Raw genomic sequence first — 19,817 nt, forward strand, 5'->3', positions numbered from 1 at the left:
AAAAAAGAGACAGAAAACAATCATTGGATATTCACCAATGATTGTTTTTTTTTACCATAGAGCCACGGAAGAAAGGTGCTTCCGTTGGTTGATACTTATTGATTTGAATTTGGGAGCGTGAAAAATGAAGAAGCTGAGTAAGGGGATTGTAAAATCCAGGTTTGTGATCCTCATTTTGGGTATCGTTCTTCTGGTTCCGTCATTGTTCGGTTATATTCACACCAAGGTGAATTATGACATCCTGTCTTATCTTCCGAAATCGATCGATTCGATGAAGGGGCAGGACATCATGCTGGATGAGTTCGGAACCGGTGCTTTTTCCACCTTTGTCGTGGATGGAATGAGCAATAAGGATGTCGTGAAACTGAAATCCAAAATTGAAAAAGTAAACCATGTAAAAAAAGTACTCTGGTACGATGATGTGGCAGACATCAGTGTTCCCACGGAGATTCTTCCGGACAAGGCGCGGAAGATTTTCATGAGCGACAAGGGCACGCTGATGTTTATTATTTATGACAGTTCCATGTCTTCCACGGAAACGATGCAGGCGGTGGAAGACATCCGGGCCATTTCCAATAAACAGTGCTTTTTAAGCGGAATGTCTGCTGTGGTGCTGGATATCAAAAACCTGACGGACAAAGAGGCGCCGGTGTATGTGGTGATCGCCGTGATCCTGTCCTTTATCGTGCTGGCGCTGACCATGGATTCTTTCCTGGTTCCGGTGTTTTTCCTGCTGAGCATCGGCATGGCAATCATGTACAACCTGGGCACCAATGCGTTTCTGGGGGATGTATCCTATATTACAAAGGCGATCTGTGCGGTGCTGCAGCTGGGCGTTACCATGGATTACTCCATTTTCCTGTGGCACAGCTATGAGGAAGAACGGGATCATTACGAAGATCACAAGGAAGCCATGGCGGTGGCGATTCAGAAGACCTTTGTCTCTGTCATCGGCAGTTCCATCACGACCATTGCCGGGTTTATCGCCCTGTGCTTTATGACATTTGCCCTGGGACTGAACCTGGGCGTTGTCATGGCCAAGGGTGTGGTATTCGGCGTCATCGGATGTGTGACGATCCTGCCGTCTTTCATCCTGATCTTTGACAAGGCGCTGATTCGGACCAAGCACAAAGTACTGCTGCCGGATGTGGGCAAGGTGTCACGGTTCAGCGTAAAGAAATTCCCGGTTTTTATCATTCTGTTCTGTGTGCTGATTTTCCCGGCATTTTACGGACAGAATCATACCAACGTCTATTACAATCTGGTGAAGTCCGTGCCGAAGACTCTGCAGAGTGTGGTGGCCAGCGATAAACTGAAGGATGAATTCAATCAGCAGAACAGCCAGGTGATTCTGTTTGATAAGAACATGTCCGCCAAAAATGAGGACAATATGGTCGAGCAGATGGAACATGTGAAAGGGATTAACAATGCCTTCAGCCTGGAATCCATCCTGGGCAACACGGTGCCGGAGAATCTGATACCGAAGGAATATCTTTCCGATGTGGAAAGCGGAAAGTACAAGATCGCACTGGTCACCTCGGAATATGAGGTGGGCAGCAATCAGGCCAATCGGCAGTGCAGACAGCTGCAGAAAATCGTTCATTCCTATGACAGCAAGGCGATGGTCGTGGGAGAGGCTTCCGCGACGAATGACCTGATCCGGATTACCAACCATGACTTCAATGTGGTCAATGCGGTGTCCATCGTGCTGATTTTTGTGATCGTGGCTTTTGTGTTCCGGTCCATATCCCTGCCGATTATCCTGGTATCCACGATCGAATTTGCCATATTTGTCAACATGGGCATCCCGTTCTTTACGGGAGCGTCCCTGCCGTTTATCGCATCCATTGTCATCGGAACCATTCAGCTGGGGTCCACGGTAGACTATGCGATCCTGCTGACTAACCGGTACAAGATGGAGCGGTTTTCCGGCAAAGACAAGCGAACGTCCATAGAAATCGCTGTCCGGATGTCGGCCCAGTCCATTCTGGTCAGCGCGCTGAGCTTTTTCGTCGCTACTTTCGGTGTCAGCGTATATTCCAATGTGGATATCATCAGTTCCCTCTGTACACTGATGGCACGGGGGGCAATCATCAGTATGCTTACAGTTATCTTTATCCTGCCAGCCTGGTTTATGGTGTTTGACCGGGTCATCTGCGCCACAAGCGTGGGATTTCGAATGAAAAAATCGGATAAAGAAGAAACGGAAAGAAAGGAAGGCGGTAAAGTTGAAGCGCATCAGTAATAAAAAGAATAAAAAGAAAATGACAGTCAAAGCGGGAACGACAGCGCTGGCAGTGGTAATGGCGGCAGCCGGAGGCGCGGTATACTGCCTGAGTCCGGCAGCCACAGCGGTAACCGGCGGTACGATTGAACAGAACAACGCCGCCGGCGCGAAAAGCCCGGAGAAAGTATTAAAAGATATCATCAAGGACGCGGCGGACACCTCTTCAAAAAGCAGCGATATGACCAACGGGAAGGAAGAGACCGTATACCTGATCGCGAATGCTTCCGGCAAAACGACCCAGACCATTGTCAGCGACTGGCTGAAAAACGGATCCGGCAAGTCAGAAATTTCCGACACTTCCAACCTGACGGATATTGAGAATGTCAAAGGAAATGAGAAATTTACCCGGAACGGGGATCAGCTGACCTGGCAGGCGGAGGGCAATGACATTTACTACCAGGGCAAGACGGAGGAAGAGTCCCCCATTCAGGTGAAAGTGACCTACTACCTGGACGGGAAGGAAATCAGTCCGGAGCAGCTGGCGGGAAAAAGCGGCAAAGTGAAGATCCGTCTGGACTATACCAACAAGGCGAAAAAGACGGTGAAAGAGAAGGGAAAGGACTATGACGTCTACGTACCCTTTACCGTGATCAGCGGTCTGCTGCTGGACAATGACAAATTCAGCAATATTGAAGTGGAAAACGGAAAAGCGATCAGCAACGGCAGCCGGAGCGCGGTCATCGGCTACGCTTTCCCGGGACTGGAAAAGAGCCTGGATGTAACCGATGAGGATTTCAAAAAAGACATTGACATTCCGGATTACGTGGAAGTGACGGCCGATGTGAAAGACTTTTCCTTGGATATGACCATGACCTGTGCGATGCCGGATATCATGAGTGACCTGAACTTTGACAAGACACTGGACACTTCCGAATTGGATGATGTGGTGGATGATCTGTCTGACGCTTCCGGCAAACTGGCGGACGGTGCTTCCGCGCTGTACAAAGGAGCCGGAAAAGTATCGGATGGAGCCGAAAAACTCTCCGCCGGCACCGGAACCCTGGCAAATGGTACCTCTGCGCTGCAGTCCGGCGCGGGCACACTGCGGAATGGAACTAAATCACTGGATTCCGGCGCTTCCAAACTGGCGTCCGGCACAGCGGAACTGTCTTCCGGCGCCGGGAAGTTCAGCAAGGGGACACAGTCCCTGCGCTCCGGGATCAGCGCGTATACCAGCGGCGTGACAAAATTGAAAAAGGGAATTGAAACCCTGAAGAGCAAAACCAGCAGTCTGCCGAAGGGTGTGAAAGAGCTGGCGGAAGGCGCCACGAAAGTGCAGGGATATTTTGAAGGGGAGGACGGCCTGGTCAAAGGCGCCGGCAAACTGGATTCCGGTGTGAACATCCTGTATAAAAACCTGAGCGGCGGCGCGACAGAGGCAGAGCAGAAGGAAGCCTATCAGGCAGCGGCTAAGCAGGTCAAGACCGACGAAAACAAAAAAGCGGTAAAGAATCAGGTAGACAGTTCGGTATCCAAGGCCATGGCTTCGGCTGTTTCCGAACTTACTTCGGATCAGACAAGCAGCGAGATTGCCGCCGGTGTGAAACAGGGTTGCAGCCAGGCATTTTCCTCTTCGGAATACAAACAGACAGTGGCAGCAGTGAAAAAGTCCCTGATGAGCAATGCGGGTCTGACAGAAGCCCAGGCAGACGCGGCAGTGGCTGCAATGCAGAAGGTGGATCAGGGAACCGTCGACAAGGCATCGGACCAGGTGGCCGCAGGCATTACCGCGTCCATTAAGAAAAAAGCATCTTCCGCGTCGATCGATACGGACCCGATTGCAGAGAAACTCATGAGCACGCTGGCAGATACGGCCGGCAAGAGCGCGGCAGGCGCTGTGGACAGCACCAAGAAATCTGTGGCAGATAAGATCAACAAGTCCGACGGGAAGTCCGACGGGCTGGTAGAGAGTACCGCAAAATTAAGCAAAGGAATCGATCAGCTGTATCAGGAGGGAATCAAACCTCTGTCCGGTGGACTTGATCAGTTAAATCAGTCCGCGCCGGCGCTGATGAGCGGAATCAATCAGCTGAACAGCGGCGCAGGTGAGCTGACGGGAAATAACCGGAAGCTGAACAGCGGCGCAGATACCTTAGCCGGCAGCGCAAAACAGCTGGCAGGCGGCGCCGAAAAAGTCAACACAGGCGTCATTACCTTAAAGAACGGCACAGGAAAGCTGGATACCGGCGCGCTGTCGCTCTTTAAAGGCGCATCCAAACTGAATCAGGGCACCGTGACTCTGAAGAAGGGGGCCGCTTCCCTGGCCAGCGGATCCAGACAGGTGACAGATGGAGCCGGAAAGCTCAGCAAAAACCTGACCAAACTGGATCAGGAAGGCATCAAGAAACTGGTGGATTCCTACAACGGGGATGTGAAAGAACTGGTGAACCACATGGAAGCCGTGCGGGACGCAGGAGAGGCATACAAGACCTTTACCAGACTGTCCAATCATATGGACGGCAAGGTGAAATTCATTATCCGTACCGATTCCGTTACGACGGATTCAGACAATAACTGAGCAATTATCTATTGATTTCCGGTTTCAGACCGGCACAATCCCATATCAACCAATGCGGGAGCTGCTCCCGCGCGAAAAGAGCCGAAAGAGAATGTTTGCGCGTTCTCTTCCGGCTCTTTTTCGCTCTTCAGCCGAGATCGGCCCAGAGATGAATGATAAAGCAGACCGTCAGCGGAATCAGGGCCAGCCAGATGGCCCGTTCCTGCAGTGGTCCGGTAGCCAGGGACAGCACGGCGGCGCCGGCGAAAAACATCAGCAGCATACGGAGATGCTTGAAGAGCCGCTTGCGGTACTGAAGATCCCTGGTGCGCCGGTAGTCCACGATGGCGATGCCGATCTGGCGCAGATGATTGGTGGCAAATGTGGTGGCCATGGGATAGCCTTCGGATTTGCGGAAGTTGGTAAACTGCATGGAAGCAATAAAATTTACCGCCACCTGCGCGATCTGGTCCGGCGCGCTGAGGGGAACAAACCCGATCAGGGCAAGCACCGCCATTTCCAGCGCGATAATATAGACGCCGCTGTGGATGGCGTACTTATTTCGGGTGCGCTCCGGCAGAAATTCCGCCACAATGGCGCCGGCCAGATAGGCGCCGATGGGGATCAGATAGTAGGCGGATTGTTCATAGTGCCGCTGCCCCAGTTCGATGGCCATCATGACCACATTCAGGGTCTGGGCGTTGCAGAAGACCTGGCCCCGCATCATATAGGTATAGGCGCCCATCATTCCCGCTGAGAAAATCAGCAGTTCAAACAGATAAAAATGATCGCAGCGCCGAAAAAGTTCATTGTCGCTTCGGTAAGTTCGCATATGCCCTGCTCCGTTTCCGTCAGTTAATCTTCATAATATGCCGCGTGTTCCGCATTCAGATAATCGGCAATCTCTGTCAAGGCATCATTGGAAAAGGGAAACTCTTTTGTCTTTTTCTTTTCCTCCGGCGTGTGGGCAAAATTATACGGGCCGGGCCAGGTGATCAGCCGGAAGACGGTGCGGGTGCCAGGCGCCTCTTCTGGCGCCTGCGCGTTGGAGGAGGCGTCGGAGTCCGCTTCCGGCGCGGCGCTGCCGTCTTTTGCAGCGGCAGGGGAACCCGCCGGCGCCGCGGAAACTTCTTCCCGGGACAGGCGGTAATGCATGCCGCGGTCGCTGCCGTAAAAGACTTCTTTTTTGTAAAAATTCACATTAAACAGATCAGATGGATGTACCATCGGGAAAAGACTCCTTTCCGAAAGATCCGGGAGCTCTGGATGCAATCCGGGTCAAATCATGCTATGATAAATAGAATTCTTATCTATTATGAAACCCACAGGAGAAAAATGCAAATCCATGAAGCTGTTACTGACTGCAATTAACGCAAAATATATCCACAGCAATCTGGCTGTCAGCAGCCTGCGGGCCTATGCGGAGAAGCGCGGGATCCGCACAGAGGCCCTGATTGCCACCATTAATCAGCAGAGAGAGGATATTTTTCGCGCGATTTATGAAAAGCGGCCGGATGTCCTGTTTTTCTCTGTCTATATCTGGAACGCGGAACTGGTGGCATGGCTGGCGCAGGAATACCACAGACTCTGTCCCCGGGTGCCGATCTGGGTCGGCGGACCGGAAGTGTCCTATGAATCCGAACAGTATCTGCGGGATCATCCGGCAGTTACCGGGATTCTGACGGGAGAAGGAGAAGAGACTTTCCTGGAACTGGCCCGCTGGTATCTCGGGCAGATGCCCGAAGCATGCAGAAAGGCGGCCTTTGCGTGTGGGAAAGCGCCGCTGCCGGAACATCCGGAAGACGGCAGAAGAAGCATCCGGGGGCTGGTGCTGCGCAATGCGTTCGGCGATCCGGTGTATACCGGATCCCGGCCGCCCATACGGATGGATGACCTGCCGTTTTGCTATGAATCCATGGCGGCCTCCCCGGGCGATTTTGCCCATCGGATCATCTATTACGAGTCCAGCCGGGGATGTCCCTATTCCTGCAGTTACTGTCTTTCTTCCGCGGACCAGAACCTCAGGGAACGGAGCCTGCCCCTGGTCTTTCAGGAGCTGCAGTTTTTTCTGGACCGCAGGGTGCAGCAGGTAAAATTCGTAGACCGCACCTTCAACTGCCGGGCAGAGCGGGCCACAGCCATCTGGAGCTACCTGGCGGAGCATGACAACGGTGTGACCAATTTTCACTTTGAAATCGGCGCGGATCTGCTGCGTCCGGAACAGGTGGAGCTGGTGGCTCGGATGCGTCCGGGACTGGTGCAGTTTGAAATCGGGGTGCAGACCACCAATCCGGAGACCATCCGGGAAGTCAGCCGCAGCATGGATCTGCAGCGGCTCAAGCAGGCAGTGCGGGCGATACAGAAGACCGGCAAAGCCCATCAGCATCTGGATCTGATCGCGGGCCTGCCTTATGAAGGAAAAGAGCGGTTTGCCCGTTCCTTTGATGAAATCTACGCCCTGAAGCCGGAGCAGCTGCAGCTGGGGTTTCTGAAAGTGCTGAAAGGCTCCCGGATGTATGCGGAAGCGGAAAAATACGGCATTCTGTTCCATGCCTCGCCGCCCTATGAAGTGATGCGGACCCGATGGATCCGTTATGAGGAACTGCTGGAAATCAAGGACGTGGAGGCGATGCTGGAGATTTATTATAACAGCGGACAGTATCCGGCATCCATTCGTCTGCTGGAAACCTTTTTCTCCAGTGCCTACCAGATGTTTCTGGCCCTGGCCCGCTATGAACGGCGGTGCTGCCCGGAAGGCGGATCCGTCAGCCGGCCGAAGCGCAGCCGGATGCTTCTGGAGTTTTTTCCGCTCTGTGAGCAGGGGGCATCCGGAGATGCGGCAGGCGATGCGAAAAGTGGTCCGGCTGCTGCAGATGATGAGAAGAGCACCCCGGACACGGCAGAGATGGAAAGCATGGCATCAGAAGCAGTGCTCTACGATCTGTACAGCAGGGAAAATCTGAAAAAACGCCCGGAATGGGCACGGGAAATACGGAGCCTGCGGGGTGCCTTCCGGACCTACAGCAGAAAACACGGACTGGATGGAAAGTATATCCATATGGAACCATTCTCAGCGGCATTCATCCGCTGGCTGGAAGGGCAGCAGCTTCTTCCGGAAGCGGAACCATCGGCAGAAAGAACATCGACAGAGGGAAAACTTGCAGAAGGAAAAACAGCAGCGGGAAAACCGACAGCAGGAACTGGCGCGGCAGACCGCGGCGGCAGGCCGGGGCCGGACGACGGGGCCGGAGAAATCTGCCTGTTATTTGATTATGAACATCGCAGCCCGCTGACCGGGATGGCGGAAATCAGGAGGATAAAAAATTGGCAATCGCAAAACGAACCAGAGAAATCTTAAGACGCCTGGACGAGGCATATGGAACGGAGCAGATCTGCTATCTGAATCATGAAAATGCCTGGCAGCTGCTGATCGCGGTAATCCTGAGCGCGCAGTGTACCGATGCCAGAGTCAATCTTGTGACGAAAGATCTCTATCAGAAATACGATACTCTTCAGAAGTTCGCGGAGGCGGATGTGGAAGAGATGGAACAGGATATCCGTTCCATCGGATTTTACCGGAACAAGGCCAGAAATATCATTAACTGCGCCCGGAAGCTGATCAGCGATTTCGGCGGGGAGGTGCCGTCTGCCCTGGAAGATCTGATCTCTCTGCCCGGTGTGGGCAGAAAAACAGCCAACGTCATCCGGGGAAACATTTACAAAGACCCGAGCATCGTGGTGGATACCCATGTGAAACGGATCTCCAACCGGCTGGGATTTACGAAGGAACAGGATCCGGAAAAGATTGAGTACGATCTGATGAAAAAGCTGCCGAAGGACCACTGGATCAGCTATAACATGCAGATCATTACCCTGGGGCGCACGATCTGCACGGCCCGGTCGCCGAAATGCGGGGAATGTTTTCTGAGCGACCTGTGCAAGGCGGAGGATAAGAGAGTGGAAAAGTAACTAACATAATAGAAATAGCAGATATTTTATGCTAAAATTAACCATTGTTCTGAATATGTGTGTGAGTAATGGCGGAGGAGAAAAGAGTAATGAAAAATAGTATAAAAAGTATATTTACTTTAAATATAAAAATTCACATTATTATTTTATTGATAATCATGCTAGTTGCAAATTTCTTTACACCAAGGATTGTTGATGACCTGGGACAGAAAGTGACGGATGGTATTGATTTTACAATATTATTTTCTTACATTAAAAGACGATATTTTTCCTGGTCAGGTAGGGCGATTGCGGATTTTAACAATTCGTTTTTCTTAGGACTCCCTAAGGGAGTGTTTAATATAGTTAATGCAGGGATGTATGTGTTGTTTATTTATCTGCTCTGCAGACATTCTTTTGGCGCACAGAAACCGAAAAAGGAAAAAGTAGTTTTATCTTTTCTAATTGCACAGATATTAGTATTTTTTAATATTCCAAATTTTGGCCAGGTGATTCTTTGGGAATCAGGAGCAGCTAATTATTTATGGAATGGTGTATTTATTCTAGCGTTTCTCCTTCCCTATAGATGCTATTCAGATGGAGCCTGCAGAACTCAGAACGAGGATGTTATAGGTTATTATAAAAAACACAAAGTATTGTTTTTTTTCCTGTCCTTTTTGGGAATTATTGCAGGTTGGACGAATGAGAATACGGCAGGCGGATTAATCTTTTTAGAAGTAATATTTGTGATACAGTTGCTTATTCATAAAAAGAGAGTGCCACTATTTTTATGGACAGGGTTAGGGACATCCATTCTTGGATTTGCAGCTATGATATTAGCCCCAATTATATTCGCCAAGCCAAAGATATAGCTCATACACCAATGGCACATACTTCTAATACGATCGAAAATATTGCAAAGGACATTGTTGGAATTATAAAAGTTTATATTGGTTATCCGGGGTTAAGGTATGTTCTGATTTGTTTTATCGCACTGTTTGCTGTATTGATTGTAATAAAACAAACAGAAGGTCTTAAGGCAGCAATGCTCTATGGAGTGGTTTCATTGTTGGTAACCGTAGCATATTCAGCTACAGGTCAGTCTCCGTTTTTTCATCGTGGATTATTTGGATCCTCCTTCTTTTTTATCATAGCAGTTTTAATTTTAGTAAAGGAGTTAATAGAAAATAGAACGGGGTTTCAAATTTCTGCTGTTATATCATCTGTAGTGGTCTTTTTTATGATATTGCAAGGGATTCTTTCCGGTATCGGAGTAGTTTCTCTTTATCAACAGGAGACTATTCGGCAGAGATATACGATTGAGCAAAGTGCTAAAGGAAATAAAAATCCGACTATTCCATTAATTGAACGTACACAGGATTCTGTCTGGAATCCTTTCAATGGGTTACTGGATATTTCAGCAGATCCAACGTATTGGACCAATTCATGTTTCAACAATTATTTTCATACAGAATCAGTTGTTGCTACAGACAGAGAAAGATGGAGACATTTTTATCAAAATGGAAATCCATCACTTATGAATATTACAAATAGGTCTGACTACATAAAAAAAGGATTAAAACAAACAGGATTAACGAATATGATTGTTTTAGGAGAACATTTGCCACAGGATCTAAAAACATTTTTAAAAGAAAACGGAATCAATAATCCATCAAATTTTGCAGTGCTTTTAGTTGAAAATAAGAAAGTTATATCTATACCGAAAACAACACTTATTAAAAATCCGTCATTGAAAATAGGTAAAACTGTTGTAAAAGTAATATTTTCGGGTAAAAAGGTATCCTTCACGTCTGCAGATTTTACATGGAGTGATAATTACATAAATAACTCTGCGGTAATATCATTTGATGAAAATAATGCAGTATGTGATTATGTCTTACTTAATGTAGCAAAAGACCGTGTGATTAGATAGGGAAGCTGAGTATGACGAAACTATTAAGTGCAATTATTCCATGTTTTAATGAACAGGATAATGTGGAATATTTTTATGAAGAATTTATGAAAAACAGATCTTTCTTTGAGAAAAATGAGTTAGAATATGAGCTTATTTATGTAGATGATGGATCAAAGGATGAAACAATTCGAAAGATAAAGGAAATTAATGAGAAGGACAGTAGAGTTGGATTAATTTCTTTTTCACGAAACTTTGGAAAAGAGGCTGCGATGTACGCCGGATTGCAGGAAGCAAATGGAGATTATGTTGCCATTATGGATGCAGATTTACAAGATCCTCCATCTCTTTTACCGAAAATGTTCTCTTACATTATGGAAGGCTACGATCAAGTTGCAACAAGGCGAACCACAAGGGAGGGAGAACCACCAATTCGTAGTTGGTTTGCAAAAAGGTTTTATCATTTGATTAATCGTTTTTCAAAAACAGAGATTGTTGATGGATCTCGCGATTTTCGTTTAATGACTCGACAAGTAGTAGACTCTATACTGGAGGTAACAGAATATAATAGATTTTCTAAAGGACTATTCTCGTGGGTTGGGTATAAGACTAAGTGGATTGACTTTGAAAATGTGGAGCGAAAATATGGACAAACCAAGTGGTCATTTTGGTCACTTTTTCGGTATGCATTAGATGGAATCGTTGCGTATTCCACGGTGCCCCTTGCGCTTGCAAGCTTTTTTGGAATTATTTTTTGTATCATTGCATTATTGATGATTATTTTTATAATTATCCGAAAAATTATTTTTGGTGATCCGACACCAGGATGGCCAAGTATGGTTTGTATTATACTTATTATTGGTGGAATACAACTTCTGTGTGTAGGAATTATAGGGCAGTATCTTGCCAAAACGTACCTTGAAGTAAAAAATAGACCGATTTTTTTGGTGAGTGAAAAAGTTAAGCCGGAGAAAAAATGGGTAGAAACGAAAAAAGATGTTAAAAAAGCTGATCGAAAAATATAAGGATATTATTCCATACGGAGTTTTTGGTGTTTTAACAACACTTGTAAATATTTCGTCGTATTGGCTGATGGCACATCCGATCAAAATGCCGGTTATGCCGGCGACAGTGATTGCATGGATATTGTCAGTGCTGTTTGCTTATTTTACCAATCGAAAATGGGTATTCCACAGCGAAGCGACTGGAACGACAGCAATTGCTAAAGAAATGGTAATGTTTTTTGGTGCGAGGCTTGCTACAGGAGTCATAGATTGGGCATGTATGTTTATATTTGTAGATATCATTGGATTCAATGATGTGATGATAAAGACTCTTGCAAATGTTGTTGTTATTATACTGAATTATGTAGCAAGTAAGTTTTTAATTTTTAAGAAAACTACCTAAGGTATTATGCTGAAGGAACACTGATCCGGAATTGGTGGATCTGCTGGCAGTTTTACTGACAATAGGCTGCTGTTATTTTATTGGTTTACATCTTCTCGGAAAATAAAAATATTGTATTTATCTTATGCGCATTAACCTTTAGAGCCTGAAAACAAATAGGTAAAACTATAAGTAGTGCACAAGCTGAAAAATAATATTGACAAACTATATTGAGTAAAATATAATTGAACCATAGAAAAAAGAAACGCAAATGCAGCCACCGAAAGTTCCTCAGGAAACATCGGCAGAAAACAATCGCTCACAGATCGGAGGTACTGCATTTTTTCACCGGACGGCGGCTGCCGGGCAGTCCGACAGACAGATGAAAGGAGATCATCACTATGGCAAAGATTGAATTAACAAAAGAGAATTTCGCACAGGAAGTATTACAGTCAGACAAACCGGTTCTCATTGATTTCTGGGCAAGCTGGTGCGGCCCCTGCAAGATGCTGTCGCCGGTCATTGATCAGCTGGCAGAGGAAGCGGTTGATTTCAAGGTGGCAAGTGTGGATACAGAGGACCAGATGGATCTGGCAGTGTCCCACAACATCACATCCATTCCCTGCCTGGTTGTATACAAGGACGGCAAGGAAGTGAACCGGAGCGTCGGATTTATTCCGAAAGAAAAGATTCTGGAACTGGTGAACGCATAAATATCAGAAGGAACGTACCGTATGGGAGAGATCCCGGCGCTTCCCGGGAAAAACGGGACAGGGCGCCGGGATTTTTCAGAACAGAGCGGCAGTTCCGGCGGACAGTTTTGGAATGCAGAAAGGAATGGTGCAGCAGAATGAAAGATATTATTATCATCGGCGGCGGTCCGGCAGGACTGAGCGCGGCAATTTACGGAGTACGGGCCGGCAAGAGTGTGCTGGTTCTGGAAGGAAATATGATCGGCGGACAGATTCTGAATACGCCGGAAATAGAGAACTATCCGGGAATCCCTCATATCAGCGGATTTGAATTTGTGACAGGTCTGCAGCAGCAGGCGACAGATCTGGGCGCGGAACTGGCCTATGAGGCAGTGACTTCTGTGGAGGACCTGGGGGATCACAAAGTGGTGCATACCGCGCAGAATGCGTACCCTTGCAAAGCAGTGATCCTGGCCACCGGAGCAAAGAACCGGCCCATGGGACTGGAGAAGGAGAAAGAGCTGATCGGGAAAGGCATTTCCTACTGCGCGACCTGCGACGGAATGTTTTACCGCGGCAAAGTGACCGCGGTCTACGGCGGCGGCAATACGGCACTGGAAGACGCGGCTTATCTGTCCAATGTCTGCGAGAAAGTCTACCTGATTCATCGGAGAGATCAGTTCCGCGGGGATGAGCAGGATGTGGAGCGTCTGAGAAAACGGGACAATGTAGTCTTTCTACTGGATTCTGTCATTGATTCCCTGAAGGCGGAGGATCGGCTGACAGGGCTGGTGCTGCGCAATGTAAAAACCGGGGAACTGACGGAGCTGGCAGTGGACGGACTGTTCGTGGCCATCGGTCAGATGCCGGTGAATGATGTCTTCTCCAATATTACCGATCTGGACGGCAAAGGATATATCCAGGCCGGAGAAGACTGCCGGACCAATACCCCGGGTGTATTTACCGCGGGTGACTGCCGGACCAAGGATGTGCGCCAGCTGACCACCGCGGCGGCGGACGGAGCAGTGGCGGCCCTGGCAGCGGCCGCATATATCGGATAGAGAAAGAGGCAGATAGTGATGACACAGGAATACAATCCCGATGAAGCATTAAAACTGGAAAACCAGCTGTGCTTTCCGCTGTATGCGGCAGCCCGGCTGGTTACCGGCAGATATACACCCTACTTAAAACCACTGGGACTGACTTATACCCAGTATATTGTGTTTCTGGTGCTGTGGGAGCAGGACGGCATTTCCATGGGCGAGCTCGGCAGCAAGCTGTTCCTGGACAACGGAACCCTGACGCCGTTAGTGAAAAAAATGGAAAAAGCCGGGTATGTGACCCGAAGCCGGAGCGAAGAGGATGAACGGGTGGTACTTATCTCCCTGACGGACCAGGGACGGGCCATGAAAGAAAAGGTGAAAAATATTCCCCTGGAGCTGGCAGGCTGTCTCCATATGAGACGGGAAGACATGGTGCGTCTCCATGATCAGCTGTACCGCATTTTGAAACTGGAGGAATCCTGAACAAGAGATTCGAATAGAAGGATTCGGAAAGAAGAATCTGAAACGAGGGATTCGCACAGAAGGATTCGGAAAGCGGAATCCAGATAATGAGGGATTCGCACAGAAGGATTCGGAAAAAGGAATCCAGATAACGAGGGATCCGGAAAAGAAAGGATCAGCCGGAGCGGAGCAGATCTGAGACGGTGGATGCGAAATATAACTGATAAAACAAAGATAATAATATAATAAACACACAACTTAAAAATAAAATAAAAAATAATAGAAAACTATTTGACATCTTGTTTTTATGGTGATACAATAAAGTCACAAAAGAAACAGAGATAACTTTTTTCAAAAAGACGTCTACTATATCTTTTGTACTACTTGACAGGAGGACCGGACCAATGGGATGAATTGTTTGACAAGAGAATGACAAGAGTTCTGATGATGAATCGGGATGTTGACAATGATCTTGTATCAAGGAGAGGAATCCGTTATGAAAGGAAGAAGTCCATAGCTGTTAAGTAAAAATCCATAGAAAGAGAGGTTATATAGTGAAGCTTCTAGAATTTCATTCATAGAGCTGTCTGGTGACGAGAAAACCGGGCAGCTCTTTTTTTGATTGTTTCATTGTCCCAAAATTGAATTCCGTGGTATGATATCTCTCATAAGATTTTCCGGCGGGATTCTGCGCAGAAAGCGAAAGAGCCGGAAGATCCGCTTTCTGTCCGGATCCGGGCAGAATTAAGATCTGAAAAGAGGAGAGAACGTATATGGATTTTTCGAATCATCTGCTGCTGGCAGTGGTATTTCTGGTGATCGGTTTTGTCTTACTGATCAAAGGCGCCGATCTGTTTGTCGAGGGAAGTTCCAGCATTGCGAAAAAGCTGAATGTACCGGCCATGATCATCGGCCTGACCATTGTGGCAATGGGCACCAGCCTGCCGGAACTGGCCGTCAGCCTGACCGCTTCCATGGCAGGCAACAATGAACTGGCGGTCAGCAATGTGCTGGGTTCCAACCTGTTTAATCTGACGGTGGTGATCGGTGTCTGCGCGCTGATTGTACCGGTAACGGTACAGAAAAATACGCTGCAGAGAGATTTCCCGGTGTCTGTTATCAGCACCATCCTTCTGTTTGCGCTGGGGATCGGCGGAATGACCATCGGACATGCGGATGGTGTGATCTTAAGCGCGCTGTTTGTGATTTTTCTGATCCTGATGGTGCGCTCTGCGTTAAAGGCCAGAAAAGCGGCATTGACGGAGTTTTCGCCGGAAGCAGCGGAACTGGAGCTGGAAGAAGAGGAAGTCAGCGAGGATATCCGGGTGATTCCGGTATGGCGCTGCATTCTGTATATTGGTCTGGGAATCGCGGGAATCATTCTGGGCTCAGACTGGGTGGTAGGCGCGGCCAGTGCCATTGCGGCGCAGTTCGGACTGAGTCAGAACCTTATCGGCCTGACGATTGTGGCCATCGGTACCAGTCTGCCGGAACTGGTGACTTCTGTGACCGCCGCCCGGAAGAACGAGGTGGACCTGGCGCTGGGCAATGCGCTGGGTTCCAATATTTTTAATGTTTTTCTGATTCTGGGCGTATCCGGAGCCATCAGCCCCATGGGATACGGCACGGAGAACATGATCGATACGATTATTCTGCTTGGGGCCAGCCTGCTGGTATGGATGTTTGCTGCCAGCTCCAGAAAAATTGTGCGCAAAGAGGGAATTGTGATGCTTCTGGTCTATGCGGCGGATATGGTCTATATCTGTCTCCGGTAGCTGACACAGGACTGATACAGGCCGCGCAGCCCGGAACTGTGCGGCCGCAGAGAGCCGACGTGCATTCTGGAACCGTGCGGCCGCAGACCGTGTGGCTGCGGACCGTGCCGCTTCAGCGGCCGGAGAACGGAGCGGGAACTGCGGCAAGACAGCCGCGCATATCTTCGGGCAGCGGGGAAGAAAGGTGCAGTTTTTGACGGGTGATCGGATGGACAAAGTCCAGGCCGAAGCAGTGGAGCGCCTGGCGGCCCAGGGCGGTATTTCCCGGATTGTAGAGAAAATCGCCGATCAGCGGATGCCCGATATGGCGCATGTGGACGCGGATCTGGTGGGTTCTGCCGGTGTCCGGGATCAGGTGTGCCAGGGACAGGTCCTTTTCCGGATCATAGAAGAGCCGGGAGTAGCGGGTCAGCGCCCGGTCTCCCCGGGCAAAGTCAACACAGCGGGCAATCACAGACCCCTGTACCCGGGCGATGGGAGCATCTATGACACCGGCGCAGGGGATCCGTCCCTGACAGATCGCCAGATAGGTTTTTTGTATAGTTGCGTGGGCACGGTTCAGGATGGAAGCGGCCAGCCTGTTTTTGGCAAGGAGCACCAGTCCGGTGGTATCCCGGTCCAGCCGGGTGATGCAGCGGAAGGTAAAGGGAATGCCGGCCTGCTGATAGTGCCAAGCCAACGCGTTGGCCAGGGTGTTGTCATGGTTGTTGACAGAAGGGTGAACCGGCATATCGGCGGGCTTGTCTGCCAGCAGCAGATCCTCGTCTTCATAGAGGATGCGGCAGGGAAGAGACACCGGACGGACGCCCGGAGAGGCTTCTTCCGAAAATACCGTCTGCAGCACATCTCCGGTATGCAGAATCCTCCGGACACCGGCGTGGGCGCCGTTGACGGTAATGCCCCGCTCATCTTTCTTGAGTCCGATGAGAATCTGCCGGGTATAGCTGCGGGACAGCAGGAAGGCAGCAGTGTCCATTCCGTCTGCTTCCGCGGGGATCGTGTAAGTAAAGATGCGTTCCATGGGAGATCCTTTCTGGAATGAGTTCTGTTCGTTGGGCTAATAACAGTTATAGCAGATTTTTCAGGAAATAGACAGAGCGCGGGAACCGGTTCTGCAGCCGGCAAATCAGTTCCGCAGTCAGGGAATCAGCGCTGCGGCCAGGGAATCAGCGCTGCGGCCAGGGAGTCAGCGCTGCGGTCAGAGAATCAGTTCTGGGGCGGAATACAGGCGGAAAATTACCGCCGGGAGGAAAAAGTGGCAGTTACAGCGGAAAAAAGACAGGGAAAAGACGGGGAATATATGGAGATTACCGGGGCGGATCCGGGAACGGAAGTGCTGGTGATTCCGGAGACAGTCGACGGAATCCCTGTGCGGAGCGTGGGATCCAATGCCTTTTCCCGCCGGGAGGATCTCCGGGAAATCCGCATTCCCGGGTCTGTCAGACAGCTGAAAGGGTTTGCTTTTTATCACTGTCCCCGTCTGGAACGGCTGAGCATGACGGACAGTGTGGAGGATTACTATGACGGCGTGATCCGGCAGTGCCGGAACCTGTCGGAAATATCGGTTACGATGCAGCGGGAAAACTACCGGATTCTGCATGAGCTTCTGGGAGACAATGACCGCCAGGTGACGTTTCAGCTGGAAATAGAGGATGGAAAGTCCCGGGAAACGGTGCGTCTGACGTTTCCGGAATATGTATACAACTTTCAGGAAGATACCATGGCCCGGGCGATTCATCACAAAATCGAGGGAGCCGGATATCCCTTCCGTGAATGTGTCTCCCGGGACGGAATTGATTTCCGCGGGTATGACCGGCTGTTTTTTCGGATTTCCAGCTATGATACGGACACTGCGGTGGAGATCGCGCTCAACCGCCTGATGTATCCAAAAGAACTGCTGGAAGAAGCAAAAGAGCAGTACCGGGATTTTCTCCGGGAACACGGGATAGACGCCCTGCGGATCCTGATTGGGGCAGGAGACAGCGAGCGGACGGGCGTGCTGACGCGGATGGAGCTGCTGGCCGAAGAGGCCGTGCAGTATGGGATCCGGGAGGCTTCCCGGGAAAGACAGACAGAGATCTGCGGTCTGCTGATGGAATATGACCGCAGGAAAGGAGCCGGAGGCAGGAAGCGGGAGACTTTTTCCCTGTAAGACGGCAGCCGGTAAGGAGGAAGCATGAACACCAGAGAGCAGCTGGAGGCAATCGGAAAAAAGATATGGAACGCGTCCCGGACAGAGCTGTATCTGTCCATGCGTTTCTTCGGCATGGCGCTGGACAGTCTGGGCTATGAGGCGGATCTGTCCACCCGGACCGTGGGAACCGACGGAGAAACCATCCGTTTTAATCCCCGCTGGGTGATGGAAGTCTATCTGGAGCATCCGTATATGTTGAACCGGGCGTATGTGCATATGATTCTGCACTGCCTGTTCCGGCATATGAGCGCTGCCGGCACACAGAAACGGGAAGATCTGTGGAACCTGGCCTGTGACATCGCGGCAGAATCGGTGCTGGATACGATGGAAAGTCCGGCGGTCCGCAGGACGCCGTCGGATTTTCGGGAAGAGTGGTATGCCCGGCTGAAGGCGGAGGTACGGGTCCTGACCGCGGAGAAAATCTATCAGTATTTTCTGGGCTGCCGTGAGGATTATCCGCTGTATCTTAAGCTGCAGCAGGAATTTCAGACCGATGACCATTCCTTCTGGGAGCGTCTGGAGGAGCAGAAGGCCGGAGAGGGACAGCCAGGTGGAGGCCCCCGGCCGGAACAGAAAGAGGCAGGCGGGGATGATCCGCAGAAGACCGGAGATCATGGAGGTCCGGGGGAACCGAAAACGGCAGGAGAGAATTCCCGGCCGGGGTCTGGAGCGGACAGATCATCGGAAGAACAGAATTCTTCACAGAGGTCTGGAACAGAGGAAGATTCGGAAAAACAGCCGTCAGGAGAGGGGGACTCTCCACAGAAGTCCGGAGCCGACCGGGATCCGGTGGGAAAACCGGCAGACGGGCGGAAGCAGAATGCCTCCGCAGACCGGAATCACCGGGCCCCGGCAGACGGAGGGACTGTCCCGCCGGGGCTGCGCCGGACAGAACTGGAAGAACGGTGGAAGGAGCATGCCAGAAGGATTGCATCCGAGCTGGAGATGCAGGGAAGTGAAGCGTCCGCCGACACCGGGAGCCTGTCCCGGATGCTGGCGGTCACCACACGGAAACGGCGGGATTACCGGGAGTTTCTGCGAAGATTTTCCGTTGTCCGGGAGGAGGCTTCTGTGGATCCGGATTCCTTTGATTACGGATTTTACAACTATGGCATGGAACTGTATGGAAATGTCCCGCTGATTGAGGAAAATGAATTCCGGGAAGTCCGCCGGGTGGATGAACTGGTGATTGCCATTGATACGTCCGCTTCCTGCCAGGACCGCCTGGTGCAGAAATTTCTGAATGATACGGCGGACCTGCTGGCCCGGCAGGAAAATTTTTTCCACAAAGTGGAGATCCGGATTCTGGAATGTGACGATCAGGTGCAGAAGGATGTGAAAATTACGGATGTCCGGCAGATGGAGACCTACGCGAAGGGGTTTCATATGAAGGGGGGCTACGGGACAGATTTCCGGCCGGTATTTTCCTATGTTGCCCGGCTGCGCAGACAGGGGCAGCTGCCGCATCTGAAGGGACTGCTGTATTTTACGGACGGATTCGGCATTTATCCGACTCATCCCACCGACTATGCCACCGCCTTTGTCTTTCATCCGGAAGAGGAAATGAATGACGGGGATGTGCCGGACTGGGCCATGCGGCTGTATCTGGAAGAATAACCGG

17 protein-coding genes are annotated in these 19,817 nt (G+C 50.1%); 14 read left to right on the top strand and 3 right to left on the bottom strand.

The window, feature by feature from the left end:
• The first annotated feature begins 124 nt into the window (after nt 1–124).
• Nucleotides 125–2,245 carry an MMPL family transporter gene (locus CXIVA_RS06080; protein WP_013977121.1) on the top strand — a complete coding sequence of 707 codons (2,121 nt, stop codon included), beginning with the start codon at nt 125–127 and terminating at the stop codon, nt 2,243–2,245.
• Between the two features lie 19 nt (nt 2,246–2,264).
• Nucleotides 2,265–4,805, top strand: coding sequence for a hypothetical protein (locus CXIVA_RS13380; RefSeq protein WP_158309833.1), 2,541 nt, complete (start codon nt 2,265–2,267; stop codon nt 4,803–4,805).
• 127 nt (nt 4,806–4,932) lie between these two features.
• Here CXIVA_RS13380 and CXIVA_RS06090 read toward each other — a convergent pair whose 3' ends face one another.
• The gene (locus CXIVA_RS06090; RefSeq protein WP_013977123.1) at nt 4,933–5,616 is read right to left on the bottom strand and encodes a YoaK family protein; all 684 of its coding nucleotides are present in this window, start codon (nt 5,614–5,616) and stop codon (nt 4,933–4,935) included.
• 23 nt (nt 5,617–5,639) lie between these two features.
• Entirely contained in the window at nt 5,640–6,011 is a 372-nt protein-coding gene (locus CXIVA_RS06095; RefSeq protein ID WP_013977124.1) for a hypothetical protein, read from the bottom strand.
• Nucleotides 6,012–6,129: 118 nt separating this feature from the next.
• Here CXIVA_RS06095 and CXIVA_RS06100 point away from each other — a divergent pair, with 118 nt between their 5' ends.
• From CXIVA_RS06100 to CXIVA_RS06145, 10 genes are all read left to right on the top strand, one after another.
• A complete protein-coding gene (locus CXIVA_RS06100) occupies nt 6,130–8,142 on the top strand; it encodes a B12-binding domain-containing radical SAM protein (RefSeq protein ID WP_013977125.1) in 2,013 nt (670 codons plus the stop codon).
• A complete protein-coding gene (gene nth / locus CXIVA_RS06105) occupies nt 8,115–8,753 on the top strand; it encodes an endonuclease III (protein WP_041728575.1) in 639 nt (212 codons plus the stop codon). The genes CXIVA_RS06100 and nth overlap by 28 nt, the downstream gene beginning before the upstream one ends.
• Before the next feature lie 89 nt (nt 8,754–8,842).
• Entirely contained in the window at nt 8,843–9,604 is a 762-nt protein-coding gene (locus tag CXIVA_RS14480; RefSeq protein ID WP_013977127.1) for a DUF6056 family protein, read from the top strand.
• Nucleotides 9,523–10,665, top strand: a complete 1,143-nt coding sequence (locus CXIVA_RS06115; RefSeq protein ID WP_148267790.1) for a DUF6056 family protein — start codon at nt 9,523–9,525, stop codon at nt 10,663–10,665. The genes CXIVA_RS14480 and CXIVA_RS06115 overlap by 82 nt, the downstream gene beginning before the upstream one ends.
• A gap of 11 nt (nt 10,666–10,676) precedes the next feature.
• Nucleotides 10,677–11,669, top strand: coding sequence for a glycosyltransferase family 2 protein (locus CXIVA_RS06120; RefSeq protein ID WP_013977129.1), 993 nt, complete (start codon nt 10,677–10,679; stop codon nt 11,667–11,669).
• Nucleotides 11,641–12,051, top strand: coding sequence for a GtrA family protein (locus CXIVA_RS06125; RefSeq protein ID WP_013977130.1), 411 nt, complete (start codon nt 11,641–11,643; stop codon nt 12,049–12,051). The genes CXIVA_RS06120 and CXIVA_RS06125 overlap by 29 nt, the downstream gene beginning before the upstream one ends.
• Before the next feature lie 380 nt (nt 12,052–12,431).
• Complete coding sequence (trxA, locus tag CXIVA_RS06130) at nt 12,432–12,743, top strand: thioredoxin (protein ID WP_013977131.1); 312 nt, start codon at nt 12,432–12,434, stop codon at nt 12,741–12,743.
• 137 nt (nt 12,744–12,880) lie between these two features.
• On the top strand, nt 12,881–13,783 hold the full coding sequence (gene trxB / locus CXIVA_RS06135) for a thioredoxin-disulfide reductase (protein ID WP_013977132.1): 903 nt from the start codon (nt 12,881–12,883) through the stop codon (nt 13,781–13,783).
• A gap of 18 nt (nt 13,784–13,801) precedes the next feature.
• Nucleotides 13,802–14,248 (top strand): MarR family transcriptional regulator, encoded by a 447-nt coding sequence (locus tag CXIVA_RS06140; RefSeq protein ID WP_041727668.1) that lies wholly within the window; start codon nt 13,802–13,804, stop codon nt 14,246–14,248.
• A gap of 752 nt (nt 14,249–15,000) precedes the next feature.
• Nucleotides 15,001–16,002, top strand: coding sequence for a calcium/sodium antiporter (locus CXIVA_RS06145; protein ID WP_013977134.1), 1,002 nt, complete (start codon nt 15,001–15,003; stop codon nt 16,000–16,002).
• Between the two features lie 112 nt (nt 16,003–16,114).
• Here CXIVA_RS06145 and CXIVA_RS06150 read toward each other — a convergent pair whose 3' ends face one another.
• Nucleotides 16,115–17,023 carry an RluA family pseudouridine synthase gene (locus CXIVA_RS06150; RefSeq protein WP_013977135.1) on the bottom strand — a complete coding sequence of 303 codons (909 nt, stop codon included), beginning with the start codon at nt 17,021–17,023 and terminating at the stop codon, nt 16,115–16,117.
• A 234-nt stretch (nt 17,024–17,257) separates the two neighbouring features.
• On the opposite strand from CXIVA_RS06150, the gene CXIVA_RS06155 reads away from it, so the two are divergent.
• Entirely contained in the window at nt 17,258–18,154 is an 897-nt protein-coding gene (locus tag CXIVA_RS06155) for a leucine-rich repeat protein (RefSeq protein WP_013977136.1), read from the top strand.
• 24 nt (nt 18,155–18,178) lie between these two features.
• Nucleotides 18,179–19,813, top strand: coding sequence for a VWA-like domain-containing protein (locus tag CXIVA_RS06160; protein WP_013977137.1), 1,635 nt, complete (start codon nt 18,179–18,181; stop codon nt 19,811–19,813).
• The last annotated feature ends 4 nt before the right edge of the window (nt 19,814–19,817 follow it).

Source organism: Clostridium sp. SY8519, assembly GCF_000270305.1.
In the GTDB taxonomy this organism is placed as follows: domain Bacteria; phylum Bacillota; class Clostridia; order Lachnospirales; family Lachnospiraceae; genus SY8519.

Bases quoted from the DNA above. Each gene is read 5' to 3' on its own strand.
- CXIVA_RS06095 (WP_013977124.1), bottom strand. From the start codon at position 6,011: ATGGTACATCCATCTGATCTGTTTAATGTGAATTTTTACAAAAAAGAA.
- CXIVA_RS13380 (WP_158309833.1), top strand. From the start codon at position 2,265: ATGACAGTCAAAGCGGGAACGACAGCGCTGGCAGTGGTAATGGCGGCA.
- CXIVA_RS14480 (WP_013977127.1), top strand. From the start codon at position 8,843: ATGAAAAATAGTATAAAAAGTATATTTACTTTAAATATAAAAATTCAC.
- CXIVA_RS06080 (WP_013977121.1), top strand. From the start codon at position 125: ATGAAGAAGCTGAGTAAGGGGATTGTAAAATCCAGGTTTGTGATCCTC.
- trxA (WP_013977131.1), top strand. From the start codon at position 12,432: ATGGCAAAGATTGAATTAACAAAAGAGAATTTCGCACAGGAAGTATTA.
- CXIVA_RS06140 (WP_041727668.1), top strand. From the start codon at position 13,802: ATGACACAGGAATACAATCCCGATGAAGCATTAAAACTGGAAAACCAG.
- CXIVA_RS06145 (WP_013977134.1), top strand. From the start codon at position 15,001: ATGGATTTTTCGAATCATCTGCTGCTGGCAGTGGTATTTCTGGTGATC.
- trxB (WP_013977132.1), top strand. From the start codon at position 12,881: ATGAAAGATATTATTATCATCGGCGGCGGTCCGGCAGGACTGAGCGCG.
- CXIVA_RS06120 (WP_013977129.1), top strand. From the start codon at position 10,677: ATGACGAAACTATTAAGTGCAATTATTCCATGTTTTAATGAACAGGAT.
- CXIVA_RS06125 (WP_013977130.1), top strand. From the start codon at position 11,641: ATGTTAAAAAAGCTGATCGAAAAATATAAGGATATTATTCCATACGGA.
- CXIVA_RS06160 (WP_013977137.1), top strand. From the start codon at position 18,179: ATGAACACCAGAGAGCAGCTGGAGGCAATCGGAAAAAAGATATGGAAC.
- CXIVA_RS06150 (WP_013977135.1), bottom strand. From the start codon at position 17,023: ATGGAACGCATCTTTACTTACACGATCCCCGCGGAAGCAGACGGAATG.
- CXIVA_RS06090 (WP_013977123.1), bottom strand. From the start codon at position 5,616: ATGCGAACTTACCGAAGCGACAATGAACTTTTTCGGCGCTGCGATCAT.
- CXIVA_RS06115 (WP_148267790.1), top strand. From the start codon at position 9,523: ATGGACAGGGTTAGGGACATCCATTCTTGGATTTGCAGCTATGATATT.
- CXIVA_RS06100 (WP_013977125.1), top strand. From the start codon at position 6,130: ATGAAGCTGTTACTGACTGCAATTAACGCAAAATATATCCACAGCAAT.